The organism is Rhodoferax sp. OV413 (assembly GCF_900104385.1).
GTDB lineage: Bacteria > Pseudomonadota > Gammaproteobacteria > Burkholderiales > Burkholderiaceae_C > Rhodoferax_B.
In genome coordinates this window covers 1-19,234 of sequence record NZ_FNJA01000007.1, presented here as the reverse complement: position 1 = coordinate 19,234, position 19,234 = coordinate 1, and the positions used below count along the sequence as shown (strand labels likewise).

General features: G+C 65.5%; 19 protein-coding genes. 10 read left to right on the top strand and 9 right to left on the bottom strand.

Annotated elements, in window-relative coordinates; translation table 11 throughout:
- Positions 1-60: 60 nt before the first annotated feature.
- The 4 genes from BLT66_RS20730 to BLT66_RS26855 are packed head-to-tail and all read right to left on the bottom strand — an operon-like array spanning position 61 to position 2,737.
- Complete coding sequence (locus BLT66_RS20730; RefSeq protein WP_092760754.1) at positions 61-957, bottom strand: metal ABC transporter substrate-binding protein; 897 nt, start codon at positions 955-957, stop codon at positions 61-63.
- A 27-nt stretch (positions 958-984) separates the two neighbouring features.
- Positions 985-1,860, bottom strand: coding sequence for a metal ABC transporter permease (locus BLT66_RS20725; RefSeq protein WP_092760752.1), 876 nt, complete (start codon positions 1,858-1,860; stop codon positions 985-987).
- Positions 1,857-2,600, bottom strand: coding sequence for a zinc ABC transporter ATP-binding protein AztA (aztA, locus tag BLT66_RS20720; protein WP_092760750.1), 744 nt, complete (start codon positions 2,598-2,600; stop codon positions 1,857-1,859). The genes BLT66_RS20725 and aztA overlap by 4 nt, the downstream gene beginning before the upstream one ends.
- Positions 2,594-2,737, bottom strand: coding sequence for a hypothetical protein (locus BLT66_RS26855; protein ID WP_176955124.1), 144 nt, complete (start codon positions 2,735-2,737; stop codon positions 2,594-2,596). The genes aztA and BLT66_RS26855 overlap by 7 nt, the downstream gene beginning before the upstream one ends.
- Positions 2,738-2,867: 130 nt before the next feature.
- Between BLT66_RS26855 and BLT66_RS20715 the strand changes: the two genes are divergently transcribed.
- The 5 genes from BLT66_RS20715 to BLT66_RS20695 are packed head-to-tail and all read left to right on the top strand — an operon-like array spanning position 2,868 to position 6,034.
- On the top strand, positions 2,868-3,389 hold the full coding sequence (locus BLT66_RS20715) for a Fur family transcriptional regulator (protein ID WP_092760748.1): 522 nt from the start codon (positions 2,868-2,870) through the stop codon (positions 3,387-3,389).
- A complete protein-coding gene (locus BLT66_RS20710) occupies positions 3,386-4,054 on the top strand; it encodes an ABC transporter ATP-binding protein (RefSeq protein WP_092760746.1) in 669 nt (222 codons plus the stop codon). The genes BLT66_RS20715 and BLT66_RS20710 overlap by 4 nt, the downstream gene beginning before the upstream one ends.
- Positions 4,051-5,253: an FtsX-like permease family protein gene (locus BLT66_RS20705; protein ID WP_092760744.1), complete on the top strand. Its 1,203-nt coding sequence runs from the start codon at positions 4,051-4,053 to the stop codon at positions 5,251-5,253. Before BLT66_RS20710 ends, BLT66_RS20705 begins: the two co-directional genes overlap by 4 nt.
- 18 nt (positions 5,254-5,271) lie before the next feature.
- The gene (locus BLT66_RS20700; RefSeq protein WP_092760742.1) at positions 5,272-5,514 is read left to right on the top strand and encodes a hypothetical protein; all 243 of its coding nucleotides are present in this window, start codon (positions 5,272-5,274) and stop codon (positions 5,512-5,514) included.
- Between the two features lie 13 nt (positions 5,515-5,527).
- Positions 5,528-6,034, top strand: a complete 507-nt coding sequence (locus BLT66_RS20695; protein WP_092760740.1) for a DUF3299 domain-containing protein — start codon at positions 5,528-5,530, stop codon at positions 6,032-6,034.
- Positions 6,035-6,041: 7 nt separating this feature from the next.
- Here the strand turns inward: BLT66_RS20695 and BLT66_RS20690 are convergent, their stop codons facing one another.
- From BLT66_RS20690 to BLT66_RS20675, 4 genes are all read right to left on the bottom strand, one after another.
- Positions 6,042-6,530 carry a RipA family octameric membrane protein gene (locus tag BLT66_RS20690; RefSeq protein WP_092760738.1) on the bottom strand — a complete coding sequence of 163 codons (489 nt, stop codon included), beginning with the start codon at positions 6,528-6,530 and terminating at the stop codon, positions 6,042-6,044.
- A 2-nt stretch (positions 6,531-6,532) separates the two neighbouring features.
- Positions 6,533-7,789: an OmpA family protein gene (locus tag BLT66_RS20685; RefSeq protein WP_092760736.1), complete on the bottom strand. Its 1,257-nt coding sequence runs from the start codon at positions 7,787-7,789 to the stop codon at positions 6,533-6,535.
- Positions 7,786-8,583 carry a toll/interleukin-1 receptor domain-containing protein gene (locus BLT66_RS20680; protein WP_092760734.1) on the bottom strand — a complete coding sequence of 266 codons (798 nt, stop codon included), beginning with the start codon at positions 8,581-8,583 and terminating at the stop codon, positions 7,786-7,788. The genes BLT66_RS20685 and BLT66_RS20680 overlap by 4 nt, the downstream gene beginning before the upstream one ends.
- A 228-nt stretch (positions 8,584-8,811) precedes the next feature.
- Positions 8,812-10,284 (bottom strand): aldehyde dehydrogenase (NADP(+)), encoded by a 1,473-nt coding sequence (locus BLT66_RS20675; protein WP_092760732.1) that lies wholly within the window; start codon positions 10,282-10,284, stop codon positions 8,812-8,814.
- Positions 10,285-10,502: 218 nt separating this feature from the next.
- Between BLT66_RS20675 and BLT66_RS20670 the strand changes: the two genes are divergently transcribed.
- The 5 genes from BLT66_RS20670 (at position 10,503) to BLT66_RS20650 (ending at position 18,840) form a co-directional block, all read left to right on the top strand.
- A complete protein-coding gene (locus tag BLT66_RS20670) occupies positions 10,503-11,735 on the top strand; it encodes a cystathionine gamma-synthase family protein (protein WP_092760730.1) in 1,233 nt (410 codons plus the stop codon).
- Positions 11,735-12,238 (top strand): DUF2127 domain-containing protein, encoded by a 504-nt coding sequence (locus BLT66_RS20665; RefSeq protein ID WP_092760728.1) that lies wholly within the window; start codon positions 11,735-11,737, stop codon positions 12,236-12,238. Before BLT66_RS20670 ends, BLT66_RS20665 begins: the two co-directional genes overlap by 1 nt.
- Before the next feature lie 398 nt (positions 12,239-12,636).
- Entirely contained in the window at positions 12,637-14,568 is a 1,932-nt protein-coding gene (locus BLT66_RS20660; protein ID WP_092760726.1) for a response regulator, read from the top strand.
- Positions 14,565-15,605 carry a diguanylate cyclase domain-containing protein gene (locus tag BLT66_RS20655; RefSeq protein ID WP_092760724.1) on the top strand — a complete coding sequence of 347 codons (1,041 nt, stop codon included), beginning with the start codon at positions 14,565-14,567 and terminating at the stop codon, positions 15,603-15,605. The genes BLT66_RS20660 and BLT66_RS20655 overlap by 4 nt, the downstream gene beginning before the upstream one ends.
- A gap of 85 nt (positions 15,606-15,690) precedes the next feature.
- The gene (locus BLT66_RS20650) at positions 15,691-18,840 is read left to right on the top strand and encodes a PAS domain S-box protein (RefSeq protein ID WP_092760722.1); all 3,150 of its coding nucleotides are present in this window, start codon (positions 15,691-15,693) and stop codon (positions 18,838-18,840) included.
- Positions 18,841-18,932: 92 nt separating this feature from the next.
- Here the strand turns inward: BLT66_RS20650 and BLT66_RS20645 are convergent.
- The coding region (locus BLT66_RS20645) for an IS30 family transposase (RefSeq protein ID WP_143029252.1) at positions 18,933-19,234 on the bottom strand (302 nt) is incomplete at its 5' end.

Here is a 19,234-nt window from a genome sequence, read left to right as displayed (position 1 = left end):
AAGCTTTTTAGGCCGCCAGCGCAGGTAATACCTGCGCCAGCAGCTATGGATTCAATAGCGTTAGTTGTTTTGCATGCCCAGCGCCAGTTGGCTCACGTTGTGGCGCGCCATCAGCAAATAGGTGGTGCCGGGCTGGCCGGGGCCGGACAAGGCATCGGCATACAGGCTGGCGCCCAGGGTCACGCCTGCGTCCTTGCTCAGCTGGGCCAGCAGCTTGGGGTTGCTCATGTTCTCCATGAACACCGCCTTGATCTTTTCGCGCTGGATCTGCTTGATCAGCTTGGCCACTTCCTTGGCGCTGGGCTCGGCCTCGGTGGACACGCCCTGGGGCGCGAGGAACTGCAGCTGGTAGTGGGCGGCAAAGTAGCCAAACGCGTCGTGCGAGGTGATTACCTTGCGCTTGGGCGCGGGGATGGCGGCGAATTGCTCTTTGGCCCAGCTGTCCAGAGTCTGCAGCTCCTGCACATAGGCTTCGCTGTTGGCCTGGTAGGCGCTGGCGCCGGCCGGATCGACCTGGCCCAGGGCGGCGGCGATGTTGCGCACATACAGCACCACATTGGTCGGGTCTTGCCAGGCATGCGGGTCGGCTTCGGGCCGGCCTTTTTCATCGGTCAGGGTGCGGCCCTTGACGCCCTTGCTGGCGACCACGCTGGCGCCCTTGTAGCCGGCGGATTTGGCCAGCTTTTGCGCCCAGGGTTCGAAGCCCAGGCCGTTGGTGACCAGCAGCTTGGACGCCAGAATGGTCTTGGCATCCGAGGGCTTGGGTTCGAACACATGGGCGTCTTCGTCCGGCCCGACCAGGCTGGTCACGGCCACGCGCTCGCCGCCGACCACGCGCACCAGGTCGCCCAGGATGCTGAAGCTGGCGGTCACAGGGATCTTGTCGGCGGCAAAGCTGGCGGTGCACAGCACGGCGGCGGCCAGCGGGGCGAGGAGTTTTTGGACGAGGGTTTTCATAAAGCGCTCAGGTTGGTAGTAAAGAAATCAGGCGGTGCGGTGGCTGCGCGCGAGGGCGCGGGGTAGCCAGCCGCCGGGGGCGAACAGCAGGGACAGGCCGTACAAGGCACCGGCGCAGCCGATGATGGTCGGGCCGGACGGCGTATCCAGGTGGTAGGACAGCAGCAGCCCGGCCGTGCCGGCCAGCATGGCCTGGGCGCTGGCGTTCAGCAGCTGGGCCGGCAAGGTGTCGTGCCAGAGCCGGGCGGATACCGCGGGCAGCATCATCAGGCCCACGGCCATCAGCGTGCCCAGGGTCTGGAAGCCGGCCACCAGGTTCACGACCACCAGCATCAAAAAGCCTTGTTGCCACAGCCAACCACGGTGGCCGGTGGCGCTCAGGAACACCGGGTCAAAGCTCTCCAGCACCAGACCGCGGTAACCGGCGGCCAGGGCCAGCACGCTGATGCTGGCGACCCAGGCGACCAGCTGCAGGCCGGCGTTGTCCACGCCCAGCGCGCTGCCGAACAGGATGTGCAGCAGGTCCAGCTGGGTACCGTGGCCCGACACCAGGGTCACGCCCAGGGCCAGGGCCACCAGGTAGATGGCGGCCAGGCTGGCGTCTTCCTTCAAGGCCGTGGTGCGGCTGACCCAGCCGGCCAGCGCCGCCACCAGCATGCCGGCCAGCACGCCGCCCAGGGCCATGGCGGTCAGCGACAGGCCGCACAGCATGAAGCCTATGGCCACGCCGGGCAGGATGGCGTGGCTCAGCGCGTCGCCCAGCAGGCTCATGCGCCGCAAGGTCAGGAACACGCCCAGCGGCGCGGCGCTGAGCGACAAGGCCAGCGTCGCCACCAGGGCCCGGCGCATGAAGGCGAATTCGGCGAACGGGGCCACGCCCACATCCCATAGCGTGTGCATCATGCGGCGGCTCTCACTGCATCAACGTCGCAGACTTCGGCCGTCTCGTCCCAGGCCTCGGCCATGGCGCGCGCCTGGCGCAAAAAGGGCTCGGTCATTACCTGCGCCGTCGGCCCCCAGGCGACTTTTTCGCGGGCCAGCAACAGGGTTTGCGGGAAGTGCTGGCGCACCTGGGTGTCGTCGTGCAGCACGGCGACCACGGTGCGGCCCTCGGCATGCCACTGGCGCACCAGGGCCAGCAGGGCGGCGGTGGTCTTGCTGTCCATGGCAGTGAACGGTTCGTCCAGCAGGATCAGCTGTGCGTCCTGCACCAGCATGCGGGCAAATAGCACGCGCTGCAGCTGGCCGCTGGACAGCGAACCCAGCGGCCTATCCGCAAAGCCATCCAGCCCCACGGCCAGCAAGGCCGCATCGGCCTGCGCCAGCTGGGCTGCGTCCACACCACCCCAGGCGCCGCGGCGCGGCCAGCAACCCAGCAGCACGCAGTCGCGCACCTGGATCGGGAAGCCGCGGTCGATCTCGGCCAGTTGCGGCAGATAGGCGATGCGGTCCCGTGGCACGTCTACCCGCACCTGGCCGCCGCTGGGGGGCAGCAAGCCCATGGCGGCTTTCAGCAGCGTGCTCTTGCCCGAGCCATTCGGGCCCACCACGGCGGTCAGCGAGCCCGGCTCGAACTGGCCGCTGACATGGTGCAGCGCCGGGTGCTGGCGGTAGCTGACGGTCAGGTTGTCCAGCTTCACCATGGGGCAATGCTCTGGTTGGCCCAGGCCACGCCCAGCCAGAGCAGGGCCACGGCGGGCACAACGGCCAGCACCCGCAGCCAGGCCGGCCAGGCCAGCACGCTGCGTTGCAAGAGGTTTCGGGAGGAGGGCGCAGACATGGGACTTTACAAAATGGACGAATAAATGCCACAGGGTTGCGGTAATAATGCAACCTGATTGCGGTTAATGTAATGCAACTTAGTTGCGTTATTTGCTTTGCCGTTGAAATTTACACAAAACCACCACGCCATGGCTTCCATCCTGCCCCTCACCGAGACCGACCCGATCGACGCCCTGCTGTCGGCCCACGGCCTGCGCCGCACCACGGCTGCGCGCCTGGTCCTGGGCTGGCTGCTAGCCCACCCGGACACCAGCTACACCCACGCCCAGTTGCAACTGGCCTTGGTCGGCGACGACGCTGAAGCCCCCGGCGTGGCGCTGGACCGCGTCACCCTGTACCGCCTGATTGACCGCCTGACCCAGGTCGGCCTGCTGCTGTGCCGGGTCGACGCCAGCCGCGTGCGCCGCTACCAGGCCATGCCGACGAGCGTGCACGCCATCCCGCATTTCGAATGCCAAAGCTGCCACCGCGACAGCCCGCTGGCCGGCGCGCTGCGGGCCAATGGGGTCGATCTGGAGCGCGCCGCCGAGTCGGCCATGCAGACGCTGAAGGCCCTGGGCTACCAGGGCATGAGCATGGACTTCGCGGTGCGCGGCGTATGTGCCGACTGCGCCACCGGTACCACGCCCCCGCAAGGTGTGCCCGCGTGATCCGCAGCACCGGCCTGGCCTACGGCTACGCGCAAGCGCCTGAAATCAGCTTCCCCGACATCGACGTAGCCCAGGGCGGCGTGCTGCTGCTCAAAGGCCCGTCGGGTGCGGGCAAATCCACCTGGCTGGCCCTGGCCGCCGGCCTGCTGCGGCCCAGCCGCGGGCAGATCGTGGTCGCCGGCCAAGACCTCACTGCTCTCAAAAAAGTAGCTGCCGACGCATGGCGGGCGGGCGCTATCGGCTTCTTACCCCAAAAACTGCATTTGAGCGAAGCGCTGACCGTGGCCGGCAACCTGGCCATGGCCCAATGGGCGGCCGGCGTGCCCGACGACCCGAACGCGGTGCAGCGCACGCTGGAGGCGCTGGACCTGGTGGCCCTGGCCGGCCGCAAACCCAGTCAGCTGTCCGGTGGCCAGGCCCAGCGCGTAGCCCTGGCCCGCGCCGTGCTGCTACAGCCCAAGGTCATCCTGGCCGATGAACCCACCGCCAGCCTGGACGACGCGGCCGCACAAGCCGCTTTGCAGTTGCTGCAAGCCAGCGCCGAACGTTGCCAGGCCACTCTGGTAATCGCCACCCACGACGCCCGGGTGGCGGCGGCCTTGCCCAAAGCAATTACATGCCAAATCGGCAGCCAGCGCATATCTAACCTGCAGGAGCAGCTATGAATATCGTAGCTATCGCCTTCCGCTACCTGTGGTCGCGGCCGCTGACTGCGGCTTTGAACCTGCTGCTGCTGGCGCTGGGCCTGGCCAGCATCACCTTCGTCTGGCTGGTCAGCACGCAGATGGACCGGGCATTTGAGCGCGATCTGGCCGGCATAGACGCCGTGGTCGGCGCCAAGGGCAGCCCCATGCAGCTGATCCTGGCCGGCGTGTTCCACATCGACGTGCCGCCGGGCAACATCCCGCTGGCGGCAGTCAAGGAGATGGAGAAAGACCCGCGCATCGCCAAGCTGATCCCGATCAGCCTGGGGGATACCTTCCGCGGCTTCCGCATCGTCGGCACCACCACCGCCTACGCCGAGCATTACGACGCCAAGCTGGCCCAGGGCGCGCTCTGGACCCAGGCGATGCAAACCGTGGTGGGCGCCCAGGTGGCACAGAACACCGGCCTCAGTGTCGGCGCCAAGTTCTACGGTTCGCACGGCCTGGGCGGCGGCGGGCATATCCACGGCGACTTTCCCTATACCGTGACCGGCGTGCTGGCCCCCTGCGGCTGCGTGCTGGACCGGCTGGTGCTAACCGCCACCGAATCGGTCTGGAAGGTGCACGAAAAGGCCACGGCCCTGGACGACGAAGACCAGAAGATCATGGAAGAAGAGCGCGAGATCACCCTGGCGCTGATCACCTACAAGAGCCCGCTGGCGGCGGTGAGCTTTCCGCGCTTCATCAACACCACCACCGAGATGCAGGCCGCGGCGCCGGCGGTGGAAATCACCCGCCTACTGCGCATGGTGGGGGTGGGCACCGAGGTGCTGCGCGGCTTTGGCGCGGTGCTGTTGCTGACCGCCGGCCTGAGCGTCTTTATCGCCCTGTGGAATGCGGTGCGCGAGCGCCGTGCCGACCTGGCCATGCTGCGCATGCTGGGCGCGCCGCCGGCCAAGATCGCCGGCCTGGTGCTCTGCGAAGCTCTGCTGCTGGCCGCCATGGCCACGGCCCTGGGCCTGCTCGCCGGCCATGGGCTGGCCGAGTTGGTCGGCAGCTGGCTGCAGGCCGAGCGCTCGCTGCCGCTGACCGGCTGGATATGGCTGCCGTCCGAATGGTGGGTGCCGTTGCTGGGTGCCGTGGTGGCCGCACTGGCCGCTGCGCTGCCGGCTATCGGCGCCTACCGGCTGGACGTGACCACTTTGCTCAATAACCGTTAACCCTGATTGGAGTTTTTTATGACCAAGAACCTCGCCACCCTGATCCTGTCCAGCCTGCTGGCCGCCAGCGCCTTCGCCGCCGAGAGCGACAAGGACACCAAGGAAGACGTGGCCCGCCACCGCGCGATTGCCGCCGCCCACGAGAACGCCGCCAAGTGCCGCGAGGCAGGTAAAGGTGAAGATGTATGCGTCAAGGAACTGCAAGCCGCTTGCAAGGGTCTGGCTATTGGAAAATACTGCGGAATGAAACACGAACACTGAAGAGGATGGCCGCATGCACCGTTTTGTAATCACCATATTGGGCGCGTTGACCCTGGGGTCGGCGCTGGCGCAGACGCAACCCCTGGGTTCCATTGACCTGCCAGCCGGCACTGGCGCGGGCTACCACAGCCCGAGCAGCCCGTTCGCGCCGCTGGCCGAACGCGCCGACGTGGTGCCCTGGTCGGTGCTGACGGCAGTAAAGACCCGGGCCGAAAAGAACCGCATCCTGCCGCACTTCGGCCTGGCCCAGCTGGCCTTGCACCAGAAAACCCAGCGGGTCCAGGGCTTCATGATGCCGCTAGAGCCGGGCGAGCGGCAAAAGCATTTTCTGATCAGCTCGGTGCCCCTCACCTGCTCGTTCTGCCTGCCCGGCGGACCCGAGAGCATGGTCGAGGTCAAGACCAAGACGCCGGTCAAATACAGCATGGAGCCGGTGGTGGTGGAGGGCACCTTCGCGGTGCTGAACGACGACCCGTATGGCCTGTACTACCGCATGGTGGACGCCACCAGCGTCAAGTAATCAGCTGTCAGCCCCTGCTGTATAGCGTAATCGCCAGCAGCAGGTACAGCAGGCCAAAGCACACCGGCACCCAGTTCTCCACATGGGTCAGCGGCAGGTAGAGCTTGGCGTTGGTGCCTCGGCCCATGGCCGTCCATTCGGCGTCGTAGGGGGCGACGGGCAGCATCTGCTCCAGCGCATGCACGACCTTGAACTTGGCCGAGTTCAGCTGGCGGTAGGAATACACCACGCGCCACCAGATGAAGCACAGCAGCATCACCGCCAGAAACGGCGCCAGCCCGGCCAGGCTGGGCTGTAGCACCTTTTCCTTCAGCAGCACGGTGAAGGCGGTGATCAGCGCGGTGTGCACACCCACGAAAAACGAGTTTGCCAGTATGCGCCGGGCACTGACCCGGTCGGCCATTTCTACGTACAGCTTGTACTGCTCGAAGAAGTGCTTCTCGTACTCGGCGCCGTAGGCCGCCTTGGTTTGCCGCAGCAGTGGGAGCTCGTCCATGGTCAGCAGCCTATGACCTTGAATTCCACCCGCCGGTCCAGTGCATCGGACGCGTCGTCACGCCCATTGCCGACCATGGTTTGGCGCGAGCCCATGCCGTTGGCGATGCTGCGTTTGCCCAGGGCCGGGCTGCTGGCTTCCAGCCGGGTCTTCACATATTCGGCGCGCAGCAGCGACAGCCTTTCGTTCAGCGGCTCGGGCCCTGTGGCGCTGGTGTGGCCGGTGATTTCCAGGCAGGCGGCGCCAGTGGCGGTGCGGGTGGCGATGGATTTGAGCCACAGCGGATAGGCCTCGGTCAGCCGGGTTTCGCTGCCAAAGGCGGTAGAGCCGGGGCGGAACAAAAACTTCACCGCCAGGCGCTTCTGCTCCAGCCCGAAGTCGACGATCTTGGCGAACGCGGCCTCGGCCCGATCCCGCCGGCCCAGTTTCCAGTTGGCCAGGTAGATGCCGTTGTAGACCCGGAACTGGTCGCCGGCCGGGCTGCGCTGGGCGCTGCTGTACAGATCCAGCGCCTCCTGGTAGCGGCCGGCGTCGTAGGCGTCCATGGCCTCGGCCACCTGGGCGGCGGCCAGGATGCGCTCGGTGTACAAGGCATTGATCGGGTCACCGGCGCGCGTGCCCTGGCAGGTGCGGATATAGCCGAGTGTGGCCGGGTCTTCGGTCCAGGCGGGAGCGTCGCGGAAGCTGGCCAGCGGCGTCGGGTCCACGCCTTCAGGTTTGGAAAACGCCAGCCCCTTGCTGACCAGCTTGCCGGTCTTCAGGTCGGCCAGCGCAAAGCAGATGCGGTAGGCCTCGCGCACGCCGGCGCTCTGCCGCGCGGCGTTCACACCGGTGAACGTGCCGATCAGCACCAGCGGGCTGCGCGCCACATTGGCGGCGGAAAAAGGCAGCAGTTCCAGCTGCGGATACTGCTCGCGGATCAGCGTCGCCAGCTTTTGCCCCATGGAGCGCGTGGTGTTCGACTGGGCGCCGGTCATGCCGTCCACCAGCGGGTCGATGACCACGGGGTGGCGTGCACCGGCGGCGGGCAACTGGGCGTTCTTCAGCAGCGTGGTGGCCGCGGTCTGCACGGCTTCGTCGTAGGGCAGGATGGGCGGCGGTGGCGCCGCTGGTGCGGGAGCTGCGGGGGCCGCAGCAGCGGCCGGTGCTGGCGCTGTCGGAGCCGGTGGTAGCGAGGGCAGGGCGATGCGGCCCGCCTGGCAGGCGCTGAGCAGCAGCGCGGCCAGCAGCACGCTGGTGGTGGGGGATGAGAGTTTCATTTCTGGCACTCCTGTTGCACGAACAACTGCGACTGGCTGGACAAGGCCTCGCCCAGCGCCTGCCGCTCCCGCAGCGCAGTGCAGCGTGGATTGGCGGGGTCGCGCTTTTTCACTACCGGTGGGTTGGTGCGGATTGGTGGGGTCACGACGGCTACCGGGGTGACCGGTGGCAGCAGGGTCGGCGTCGCCGATGCGCTGGGCGTCGCTACAGTGGCGGTGGGCGCGGGCGGGATGGTGATGGGCGCGGTGACGGCCGGGCGTTCGGCCACCGTCTCCCTGCGTGCCAGTGCGGCTGCGCCGAAATAGGCCACCACGGCCAGCACCAGCAGCGACGCCGCGCCGCCCCAAAGCCAGGGCTTAATGGGGTGCACCGGATTCGGTTTTGGAATGGGTTGCGGGGCCGGGGTGCCCAGCTTGTGCGCAATGTCCTGCAGCAGCTGCTGCAGGCCGGGAAAGCCCGGGCTGCCGTCCCAGCCGACCAGATCGGCCGCCTGCACCTCGCGGAAGCCGGCGGGCGGGCGCACGCGGTCGATGAACACGGGGATCAGCCGGCCCAGCAAGCGGCCTTCGGTGGCCTCTTCGCAGACCCATTCGCTGTGGATGGAGTTGTTCGACCAGAGCACCAGCATGCAGCGCATGTCTTGCAGCTCTTGTTCCAGCAGGTTGCGCCAGGTGACGCCGGCCGGCACGCGGCGGTCCCACCAGACCGACCAGCCCGCTGTCTCCAGGGTCTGTGCCAGGCTGCGGACCCGCTCGCGGTCTTTTTCGTTGTAGCTCAGGAAGATGTCTGCCATGACGTTCCCCTGCGGCAAGGCCCGTCCGGCTGCGCGGTGCGCACAGGGGCTGGGTCGGCTCAGCCCGAAGATATTACACGCAGAGTTGCTGGCGCAGCACGATGTGTATCCGGCGCCACCGGCTGCGGTTACACATCCGATGGCACCGCAGGGTGCTCAGAATTACAAGCTTTTTAGCTGCCTGGCGCAGGTACTATCTGCGCAGGCAGCTATGCTTTACATAGCAAATTAGCCGGGGATGCCGTTGCGCGCAATCAGCCAGGCCGGTGCGTCCTGCAAGGCCACGGGGCGCAGGAAGCGGTCTACCGCCGCATAGCCCACCGAGGTGGTGAACGGCTGGGTCGACGCAGGGTACGGGCCGCCGTGGTGCTGGGCTGCGGTCACGGCCACGCCGGTGGGCACGCCGGCAAACAGCACGCGGCCGGCTACCTGGGTGGCGGCACGCACCAGGCTGCGGGTGGCTTCGTCTTCGGTTTCGGCGCCCCACAGGGTGACGGTCAGCGAGCCGCCGATGGCGCGCAGCACGGCGATGGTCTCGTCCACCGAGCCCACGCGCACCACCAGTGCGGCCGAGCCGAACACTTCTTCGTGCAAACCGTGGTCTTGGATGAAGTTGGCGGCCTGCACTTCGGCCAGGAAGGGGCGCGGTGCGGCAGCGCCGGTGGAATCGTCGGCCACCAGCTTGGTCAGGGCCTCGGCAGCGCGCCAGCGGGCCACGCCCTTGTCGAAGGTGGAACGGATGGGGGCGGACAACATCGCGTGCGGCTGCAGGCCTTGCAGCGCGGCGGCGAAGCTGCTGACAAACGCGTCAGAGGCAGCGTCCTTTTGCACCAGGATGATGCCGGGGCTGGTGCAGAACTGGCCTGCGCCCAGGCAGATCGAGCCGGCCAGGGTGGCGGCCAGTTCGGCGCCGTTGTTGGCGGCGGCCGAGGGCAGCACCACCAGCGGGTTCACCGAGCCGAGTTCGCCGTAGAACGGAATCGGGCGCGGACGCTCGCCGGCGATCTTGGCCAGCGCAGTGCCGCCCTTGAACGAGCCGGTGAACGCCACAGCCGCAATCGCCGGGGCCTGCACCAGCTGCACGCCGACTTCGATCGAGCCGCCTTGCACAAAGCCGAACACGCCGGCCGGCAAACCTTGCTCGGCCACCACGCGTTGGCCTATGGCGGCGGTCTGGCGCGACAGCTCGGGATGGGCGGGGTGGCCCTTGACCACCACCGGGCAGCCGGCGGCCAGCGCCGCTGCGGTATCGCCGCCCAGCACCGAGAACGCAAACGGGAAGTTGCTGGCCGAGAACATGGCCACGGGACCGACGGGCACGCGGACCCGGGTCAGGCGCGGCCGGCCCACGGGCGGTGCGCCGGCAACGGCGGCATCGTCGATGCTGGCGTGGATGGTGCCGGCTTCCAGCACATCGGCAAAGCCGCGCAGCTGGAAGGTGGTGCGGTCGAGCTCGCCATTCAGGCGGGGCAGGCCCAGGCCGGTTTCGCGGTCGGCCACGGCTACCAGGTTGGCGCGGTCGGCTTCCAGGGCGGCGGACAGGGCGCGCAGCAGGCTGGCGCGCTGGGCGGCCGAGGTGGCGCCAAAGCTGTCGGCCACCGCAGCGGCAGCGGCCACCGTCTGGTTGATTTCGGCCAGGGTGGATTCGGGCCAGGGCGCGCCAATGGCGGTGCCGGTACGGGCTTCGGTGGATTGCAGCATGGGGGGAAACCTCGGTGAAGACGGTAGAAAGCGAAGAAAGGCGCGCAGCAGGGGCGGCCGGCGGAAAGACCCATGATGCTATCACCGGAGGGATAACCGATTGATTGATTAGCGCATGGCATACATACCGTAATGGATATGTTTAAAACGATGGAGCGGCCAAAACCCACAGCGCCAGATGTTTTAATTGAGGCCAAAGTAATCAGAGGAATTTCAGCATGGCTACGCAAGGCTTCACCACCACCATCGTGCACGGCGACAAGGCCTTTGGCACCGAGCATGGCGCGGTGCACAAACCCATCCACACCTCGGTGCAGTACGGCTTCGACAAGGTCGAAGACCTGATCGGCGTGTTCCAGGGCACGCTGAAAGGCGGTTTCAACTACGCGCGCCAGGGCACGCCCACCACGGCGGCGCTGGAAGCCAAGGTGACGAAGATGGAAGACGGCCTAGGCAGCATTTGCTTTGCCACCGGCATGGGCGCGATCACCGCCATCTTTTTGACCCTGCTGCGCGCCGGCGACCACCTGGTGGCCAGCCAGTTCGTGTTTGGCAATACCAATAGCATCTTCGGCACACTGCGCGGCCTGGGCATCGAAGTGACCACGGTAGATGCCACCGATGTGGCCAACGTGGCCGCGGCCGTGCAGCCCAACACCCGCATGGTGTTTGTGGAAACCATCGCCAACCCCGGCACCCAGATCCCGGACATGGCCGCCATCGGCGCGCTGTGCAAGACGCGGGGCCTGGTCTATGTGGTGGACAACACCATCACTTCGCCGGTGCTGTTCAAGCCCAAAGTAGTGGACGCCAGTCTGGTGGTCAACGCGCTGACCAAGACTATCGCCGGCCACGGCAGCGCGCTGGGCGGCTCGGTCACCGATACCGGTTTGTTCGACTGGGCGGCCTATCCGAACATTTTTGAGCCCTACCGCAAGGGCGATGCGCGCCAGTGGGGCCTGCAGCAGATCCGCAAGAAGGGCCTGCGCGACATGGGCGCTTCGCTGTCCAGCGAACACGCGCACAGCATCGCCATGGGCGCTGAGACTGCCACCTTGCGCGTCGCCTACAGCAGCGCCACGGCGCTGGAACTGGCGCGCTTCTTGGAAGCCCATCCCAAGGTGGTGAAGGTGCATTACCCGATGCTCGAATCGCACCCGCAGCATGCGCTGGCGAAGCAATTCTTCAGCGCCGGCTCGTGGCTGCTGTCGTTTGAGCTGGCCGACGTGGATGCCTGCCTGGCCTTCATCAACCGCCTGCAGATTCCGGTCAAGGCCACCGGCCTGGCCGATACCCGCACGCTGATCATCCCGGTGGCTCCGACCATCTTCTGGGAAGCCGGTGCCGAGGTGCGCGCCAAGATGGGCATTGCCGATGGGCTGATCCGCTTGTCGGTGGGGCTGGAGGAGCGCGCCGATCTGCTGGCCGACTTCGCCCAGGCGCTGGCCTGATGGCCGGGGTGGAGGCGCCCCAGCCTGCTTCGCGCAAGGCCCTCCACGCGATTGCACTGTTTGAAGCGCTGAAAGGCTTTGCCGCGCTGGCTGCGCTGGTGGGTCTGCTGGATTTGCTGCACCACGATGTGCGCCAGCTGGCCATCGAGCTGATCGGCCGCTTCGGCCTGAACCCGGACGCGCACTACCCCAGCCTGTTGCTGCACTACGCCGACCTGCTGCCGGGTGCCAACCTGCGCCAACTGGTGTTGCTGGGCACCGCCTATGTCAGCTTGCGCCTAGTGGAGGCCTACGGTCTGTGGAACGACAAGACCTGGGGCGAGAAGCTGGCGGCGCTGTCGGGCGCTTTGTACATCCCGTTCGAGCTTGCCCATCTGCTGCATCGCACGACCGCGATGGGGGTGCTGGTGTTCGTCGGCAATCTGCTGCTGGTGGCCTATCTGGTGTTGAGGCTGTGGCGCCAGCGCCGGGCCAGCCATGCAGGCGAATTACTATCAAAATAGTAGCTGTTTGCGCAGGTTTTATATGCGCTAGAGGCCGAATCGGCTCTTGCATTGCGAACGGATTCTAAGCACCTGTCTACGGTCTATTTAGGCCGCGCAGCTGCCTTCTTGCGATGGGCTGGCAGGCGCGGTACACCGCCAACAACCCGGGTATGGCAAACGCCGCAATACCCCAGACCGCCGCGAAAGACATCTGTCATACAGGTTGAGGGTAAATCGGGCTGTTTACCTGTCATCCCCCTTGTATGGATGGGAACCCCACGCTATAGGCGCTGAGCCAACTCAGTCCGATTGCTTCCCAACGCGGCCCCAAATAGATCGTAGACAGAGTCTAAGTCCGTACAATCGCGCCGTTGAATCCTGGGTTTGCGGATAACACGATCCTGAAAGGATTCCCGATGTCACCGCGTGAGATTCAACTGCTCCTGGTCGATGACGACCCGTCTGCGATCCAGGTCATGAGCCGGATGCTGGCGCAATACCCGGACCAAAGGTTCGCCACCTCGGGCGAAGCGGCCCTTAAGCTTGCAGCAGAGGCCGCACCCGATCTGATCCTGCTGGATGTCGACATGCCTGGCATGACGGGGTTCGACGTGTGTGAAGGTCTGAAGGCCAACCCGGCACTGGCCCATATCCCTGTCATTTTCGTGACCAGCCACGACGGGTCGACACCCTTGCAAGTGGCTGCCTGGCAGAAGGGTGCAGCCGACTTCGTCACCAAGCCGCTGGTCGCGTCGCAGCTGACCGCCCGCGTGAGTGCCCAGTTGCGGGCGGCGCGGCTCATTGAAGACTTGAAGCGTGACTCCCTTTTCTCGGACACGTCGTCCCAGCCGCTGGGCGGGCAGACACCGTGTCTGCTGATCGTCGACGACGATATTGCGTCGATCCACATCTTGCGCCACACACTTGCCGCCGTGGGCAATCTTCATTTCGCCAAGACCGGCGAGGAAGCCTTGCAGTTCGCCCGGCAGCTGCTGCCCGACCTCATTCTGTTGGATGCGCATATGCCTGGCGTCGACGGATTTGACGTGTGCCGGTCCCTGAAGGCGGAGGCGGCTTTCAAGCATGTACCTATCGTGTTCGTCACGCGCTTCTCCGATCTGCGCTACGAGATGCGAGCCCTCGATCTCGGCGCGGCCGATTTCATTGCCAAGCCTTATACCCCGGCCGTGCTGCAAGCCCGCGTGCGCAACCTGCTCGACCTGAAGCGGCGCACCGACGCTGAGCTGCAGGCGGTGCGCGACCACTGGCGGCAGGTGGGTGACGCGCGTGTCGCCGACATCGTCGGTGCGGCGTCGGACGCCATCGTGACCTACAACGCCGCAGGCAAACTGGTGCTGATCAATGCCGCGGCCTGCCGCATGTTCGGCGTCGGGCACGAGCAGGTCATCGGTTCGCCGGTGCAGGCCTTGCTGGGTGACGGGTTGCCGATGGAAGACCTGGGACGCAGCGATCCGACCTGCACCACGATTGCGCGGGCCGACGGATTCCACTTGCCGGTCGAGCTATCCGTATCAAGTGTAGGCAAGGGAGCGAGCCGCCTGACTACCGTGATGCTGCGCGACAACAGCGATCGCGAGCGGCTCGAAGCGGAATCGCGCTCGCGCATCGAGGCGGAAACGGCGAGCCGCACCAAGAGCTTGATGATGTCCTACATCGCCCACGAGATGGGGAATCCTTTGAACGGCTTGCTGGGCTTCGCCCACATCATCGGCGCGGACACCGAATACCCGTTGGCGCCCGCCCAGGCCAAGCGTTTGGAGCACGTACTCGCCTGTGGCCGGCGGCTGCAAGGTCTGATGCGCGATGTGATGGATATCGGCCGCTTTGAAGCCGGCAAGCTGCTGGTTCATTTGCGGCCGGTGGATGCGGCCCGCTGTGCGGCCGATGCCTTGGCGGCCGTGTCGGTGCAGGCGGAGCAGGCGGGCGTGGCGCTGTCGTTGCTGCCTGTGCCGCCGTGTAGCTGGGTATGTGCCGATACCGGCCGGCTGCACCAGTGCCTGGTGAACCTGCTGACCAACGCCATCAAGTACAACCATTCCGGTGGCTGGGCCCGCATCGAACTGAAGGCGGATGCGCAGCAGCTGGTCATTGCGGTCAGCGACAACGGCATGGGTATGGATGCCTTGCAGTGCCAACATCTGTTCGAGCCGTTCAACCGCCTGGGCCGAGAGGACGACGTGGCGCTGGGCGCGGGCCTGGGGCTGGTGATCACGCGCCAGCTGGTGGAGGCGATGCAGGGCAGTCTGCGCGTCGACAGCCGACCCGGTGAGGGCAGCTGCTTCACCATCGCACTGCCGGGCGCGCTCCCTGCGGCGGCCGGTGCATGAGTGACAACCTCCTGCTGGTGGACGACGACCCCGCCACGATCCAGCTGCTGGCGCGCATGCTCTCGGACGTGGGCAACTTGCGGTTTGCCACCAGCGGCGAAGATGCGCTGCGGCTGGCGCGCGAGCTGGTGCCCGATCTGATGCTGCTGGACGCAGAAATGCCCGGCATGAGCGGGTTCGAGGTGTGCGAGGCCTTCAAGGCCGATCCTTTGCTCGCCGACGTGCCGGTGATTTTCGTTACCAGCCACAGCGGGCCCGAGTTCGAAGTTTCGGGCTTAGAGCTCGGTGCGGCGGACTTTATCGCCAAGCCTGTTAGCGAGCCGCTGGTCCTGGCCCGCATCAGGACCCAGTTGCGCGCCAAGCACCTGGCCGACGAGCTGCGCCAGGTCGCCTCCATCGATGTTTTGACCGGCGTTGCCAACCGGCGGCGCTTTGACGAGTCGCTGGAGTTGGAATGGCGCCGCACCCGGCGCTCTGGCGACCCGCTGGCCTTGCTGATGATCGATGTCGACCACTTCAAGCTGTTCAATGACCGCTATGGCCATCCGGCCGGTGATGCCTGTTTGCGATCCGTGGCCAAAGCCCTGCAAGCGGCCAGTCCGCGCCCCGCAGATCTGGTCGCGCGTTATGGCGGCGAAGAGTTCGTCGTTCTGCTGCCGCAGACACCGCGTGGCGGTGCGGAGCACGTGGTCCAGGATATTCTGGACGCAGTCAAGGCGCTTGGCATTACGCACCAAGCATCGCCGACGGCATGGCATGTCAGCGTGAGCATCGGCATCTCCTGCTATGACCCGGACAGCGCGTGCTGGGAGCCGGCGTCCAGCGATTCGCGTTTCTCGGACAGCCTGGCCGCACATGGTTCGCCCGCGGACCTGGTGCAAGCCGCCGACAAGGCCTTGTACTGCGCCAAGCATGCGGGCCGGGCCCAGGCCAAGTTGCTGGACATTGCGGACGTGGACTCGGTATTGCTGGCCCGCAGCATTGCACCGCCACCGCGCCAGGCGCGCTCTACCAGCCAGCACGGGACGAACACCTAAGTGGGTGGGGCGGCAGCCCGGTTCTTCTGTTTCCCCTTTTCAGTTGCTTGCAGCAGCTGGATGCGTTGTTTAGCAAAGGTTGGCCATGCCCAAGAAAATCCGTCCCCCCGTGCCTCTGGAACCCGATGCCAGCACCAAGGAGCATGTCACCGAGGAACGCCGCCAGGAGGCCTTGCTGAAGACCGGAGCCTTGCAAAGCGCCATCTTCAACAGCGCCAACTTCTCCAGCATTGCCACCGATGCAAAGGGCGTGATCCAGATTTTCAACGTCGGTGCCGAGCGCATGCTGGGCTATGCGGCGGCGGACGTGGTCAACAAGATCACGCCGGCCGATATTTCCGATCCGCAGGAGCTGATCGTGCGCGCCAAGGCGCTGAGCGTCGAGCTTGAAACGCCGATTACCCCCGGCTTTGACGCCCTGGTGTTCAAGGCTTTGCGCGGCATCGAGGATATTTACGAGCTGACCTATATCCGCAAGGACGGCAGCCGTTTCCCGGCCGTTGTGTCGGTCACGGCGCTGCGCGATGCGCAGAACGCCATCATCGGCTACCTGCTGATCGGCACCGACAACACGGCGCGCAAGCAGGCGGAGGAAGCATTGCTCAAGGCCGGGGCCCTGCAGAGCGCCATCTTCAACAGTGCCAACTTTTCCAGCATCGCCACCGATGCGAATGGCGTGATCCAGATTTTCAACGTTGGCGCCGAACGCATGCTGGGCTACGCGGCCGCTGACGTGGTGAACAAGATCACTCCGGCCGATATTTCCGATCCGCAGGAAGTGATTGCACGTGCACGGGAGTTGAGCGTGGGGCTTGAGACCACCATCGCGCCCGGCTTCGAGGCCCTGGTGTTCAAGGCCTCGCGCGGCATTGAGGACATTTACGAGCTGACCTACATCCGCAAGGACGGCAGCCGCTTCGGGGCGGTGGTCTCGGTGACGGCGCTGCGCGATGCGCAGGATGCGATCATCGGCTACCTGCTGATCGGCACCGACAACACCGCGCGCCAGCAGGTCGAAGAAGAGCGGCAGAAGCTGGACCAACGGCTGCGCGACCAGCATTTCTACACGCGCTCGCTGATCGAATCCAACATTGACGCCCTGATGGCCACCGATCCGCGCGGCATCATTACCGATGTCAACAAGCAGACCGAGGCACTGACCGGCTGCACGCGCGATGAGCTGATCGGCGCGCCGTTCAAGAACTACTTCACCGACCCGCACCTGGCCGAAGCCGGCATCAAGCGCGTGCTCAACGAAGGCAAGCTCACCAATTACGAGCTCACCGCCCGCGCCAGGGACGGCAAGCTCACCGTGGTGTCTTACAACGCCAGCACTTTCCACGACCGCGACCGAAGCCTGCAAGGCGTGTTCGCCGCCGCGCGGGACATCACGGAGCGCAAGCAGTACGAAGAGTCGCTGCGCGAAGCCACGCATAAGGCCGAGCAGGCGAATCGCGCCAAGAGCGAGTTCCTGGCCAATATGAGCCACGAGATTCGTACGCCGATGAACGCGGTGATCGGCCTGGCCTATTTGCTGGGGCAGACCACGTTGGATGAAGAGCAGGTGGCCTTTGTCGCCAAAGTCAAGCTGGCCAGCAAGTCGCTGCTGTTGGTGCTGAACAACGTGCTCGACCTGTCCAAGATTGAAGCGGGTGAGTTGATTGTGGAAAACACCGCCTTCAGCCTGGGCAGCCTGCTGCAGGAACTGCGCGACGTGATGGCGGTGCAAGCCGATGCCAAGGGCATCACCTTCGAGATCAATGCGCCAGACGACTTGCCCGGGGCGCTGGAGGGTGATGCCACGCGCCTCAACCAAATCCTGACCAACCTGCTGTCGAATGCGATCAAGTTCACCGCGCATGGGGGCGTCAAGCTGCGCGTATACCAGCTCTCTGCCACTCCGCAGCGCGTGACGCTGGGCTTCTCGGTGCAGGACACGGGCATCGGCATAGCGCCTGATGTGCGGGAGCGGCTTTTCGCGCCGTTTGCCCAGGCCGATGCCTCCATCACCCGGCGTTTTGGCGGCACGGGGCTGGGCCTGTCTATCGTCAAGCGCCTGGTCAAGCTGATGGGCGGCGAGGTGGGGCTGGACAGCACTCCGGGTGTCGGCAGCGAGTTCAGGGTCTCGCTGGACTTTGCGCTGCTTTCCAGGGAGGCGCTGGTGCGCCTCGAGGCTTCTCCGGTAGTGCCTGGCGAACCCGCTTTGCTTGGGGTGCGTATTCTGGTTGTCGACGACAGTGACATCAACCTGGATGTGACCAAGCGCATTCTCGAATTGGAAGGCGCGCAGGTTCGGCTGGCGAGTAACGGGCAGGAGGCTTTTGAGCTGCTGGAGGCCAGGCCGCTCGCCGTCGACGTGGTGCTGATGGACGTGCAGATGCCGGTGCTCGATGGCCATGATGCAACACGGCGCATCCGTCTTGAGCTCAGCCTGGCCGACCTGCCCATCATCGCCTTGACCGCCGGCGCGCTGAGCAGCGAGCGCCAGCGGGCGGCTGCAGCCGGAATGGATGACTACATCACCAAGCCGTTCGATGCAAAGGCCCTGGTGAACAGCATCTTGCGCCATGTGAAGCCCGAAGGGGAGCTGTTGCCCCGGCAGGCCGATATGACCCGTGAAATCCCGTTGGTCGCCGTGCCTTCCTGGATGGAGATCGAGGGAATCAATGCCAGCGACGCGCGAGAGCGCTTGAGCGGAGACTTCGACCTGTTTCGGTCCATGCTCAAACGCCTGCTGCGGGAGTTTTCCGATGTCACGATTCCCGCGGACGCCATGGAAGCACTAGTGCCAGGAGGGCTGGCGCTGCATGCCGGCCGCATGCACAAGCTGCGGGGCGCCGCCGGCATGCTGGGCGCTCAAGAGATCCATCGGCTTGCGGGCGAGGCCGAAGCCGCCTGCGTTGCCGGTGAGGGCGCTCGTGCCGCGCAGCTGGCGCAAAGCATTGGCGCCCTGTTGCGGCACCTGCATGCCGGCGCTGCAGATGCACTGATGGCCGACCAGGTAGGCGCCGAAGAGCTCGCGTTGCCGGGCGACGGTGCGCTGGAGGCGCAGTCCGTGGACGATCTGGTGGCGTTGCTGCAACAGCAGAGCTTGTCGGCAATGGGCCGTTTCCAGGTGCTATCGCCCCAGCTTCGGCGATCCCTCGGTAAGGAGTCGTATGAACTGCTGCGCGACCATATCGACAACCTGCAGTTCAGCGATGCGGCCAAGGTGTTGGAGACGAGCCAGCGCTAGGGCCGATCGGCCTGAATACCTTTAACTCAAAAAAGATAGCTGCCCGCGCAATATCCACCAGGGCGGATTCAAGTCCAAGTGCAACACAAGGGTCATTGGATAGTAGCGTGCGGTGGATGGTGTTTGAGCAAGAAATCGCGATAGGCCTCGATGGGCGAGTGCGCATTCAAGGTTTTACGGGGGCGGTTGTTGATCTCATCGGCAATCGCATCGAGTTGCTCCTGGGTCACTTCAGACAGATCCATACCCTTGGGCAGATACTGGCGCACCAGCCCATTCGTGTTCTCGTTGGTACCCCGTTGCCAAGGGCTGTGGGGATCACAGAAGTACACCGCAATGCCGGTATTGGCGCTGAGTTCCTTGTGACGAGCCATTTCGCTGCCTTGGTCATAGG